The sequence below is a fragment of the Sphingomonas sp. BK481 genome (assembly GCF_014194875.1).
Classification (GTDB): Bacteria; Pseudomonadota; Alphaproteobacteria; order Sphingomonadales; family Sphingomonadaceae; genus Sphingomonas; species Sphingomonas aerolata.
Genome location: NZ_JACIAP010000037.1, coordinates 1 through 1,354, shown reverse-complemented (window position 1 = coordinate 1,354; position 1,354 = coordinate 1). Strand labels below are relative to the sequence as shown.

Below are 1,354 nucleotides of genomic sequence, written 5' to 3'. Positions count from 1 at the left end.
GTAGCGGCCGGTCAGGTTCACGGGTGGCCATCGAAGATCTTCGGATAGGTTTGGGTTGCAAGACTCAACCAAAGGAGACCTTCGATGACCGACGATACGATGAACCTGCAGGCGCTGATGGGAAAGAGCGCGGATGCAGATTTCCTACGCGAAATGATTGGCTTTGCCGCGCAGCGGCTGATGGACCTGGAGGTCGGCAACCTGACCGGCGCGGGATATGGCGAGAAGAGCAGTGACCGGCTTGCCCAACGTAACGGTTACCGCGAGCGGGACTGGGAGACGCGGGCCGGCACGGTCGAATTGCGCATCCCCAAGCTGAGGACGGGCAGCTACTTTCCCGCCTTCCTGGAGCCCCGGCGCCTTTCCGAGAAAGCGCTGACCGCGGTCGTCCAGGAGGCGTACATCCAAGGCATCTCGACCCGTTCGGTCGACGACCTGGTGAAGGCCATGGGTATGAGCGGCATCTCAAAGAGCCAGGTGAGCCGGCTTTGCGAGGAGATCGATGTCCGCGTGAAAGCGTTTCTTGACCGGCCTATCGAGGGCGACTGGCCGTACGTGTGGATCGACGCGACGTACCTGAAAGTGCGTCAGGCTGGCCGGATCGTCTCGGTCGCGGTCACCATCGCGGTCGGCGTGAACAGTGACGGCAGGCGCGAGGTGCTCGGCATGGCGATCGGTGCGTCGGAGGCCGAGACGTTCTGGACGGACTTCCTCCGCGGCCTCGCACGGCGGGGCCTACGCGGCGTGAAGCTCATCATCTCGGATGCCCACGAGGGCATCAAAGCTGCCGTATCGCGGGTGTTCAGCGCAACGTGGCAACGGTGCCGCGTGCATTTCGCGCGTAACGCCACGGCCCATGCCGGCAAGAGCGGGCGGCGCGTCGTCTCGGCCTTCATTGCCACCGCTTACGCACAGGAGACGCCGGAGGCCGCCAAGGGGCAATGGCGCAAGGTCGCCGACCAGCTCAGACCCAGCGTTCCTAAACTCGCAAAGCTGATGGATACGGCGGAGGAGGACGTGCTCGCCTACATGTCGTTCCCGCCGCAGCATCGCACCAAGCTACATTCGACCAATCCGCTCGAACGCCTCAACGGCGAGATCAAGCGGCGCACCAATGTCGTCGGAATCTTCCCCAACGAGGATGCCATTACCCGTCTCGTCGGTGCCATCCTGCTCGAGCAAAACGATGAGTGGGCGGTTCAGCGGGGACGCTACATGACACTGGAAAGCGTCACGCAATTGAGCGATGATCCCACGGTCACGTTGTCGTCCATGGCGGCGTGATCGACCCGGCTATGCCCGGAGATCAAGGCGGCTACGCCGCTGAAGCTACACCACGCGGTGGGACACGATC

1 protein-coding gene is annotated in these 1,354 nt (G+C 63.2%); it reads left to right on the top strand.

What is annotated here, in order from left to right:
* Positions 1–84: 84 nt before the first annotated feature.
* Positions 85–1,284: an IS256 family transposase gene (locus FHY04_RS22225; RefSeq protein WP_183938037.1), complete on the top strand. Its 1,200-nt coding sequence runs from the start codon at positions 85–87 to the stop codon at positions 1,282–1,284.
* Positions 1,285–1,354 lie beyond the last annotated feature (70 nt).

Bases quoted from the DNA above. Each gene is read 5' to 3' on its own strand.
- FHY04_RS22225 (WP_183938037.1), top strand. From the start codon at position 85: ATGACCGACGATACGATGAACCTGCAGGCGCTGATGGGAAAGAGCGCG.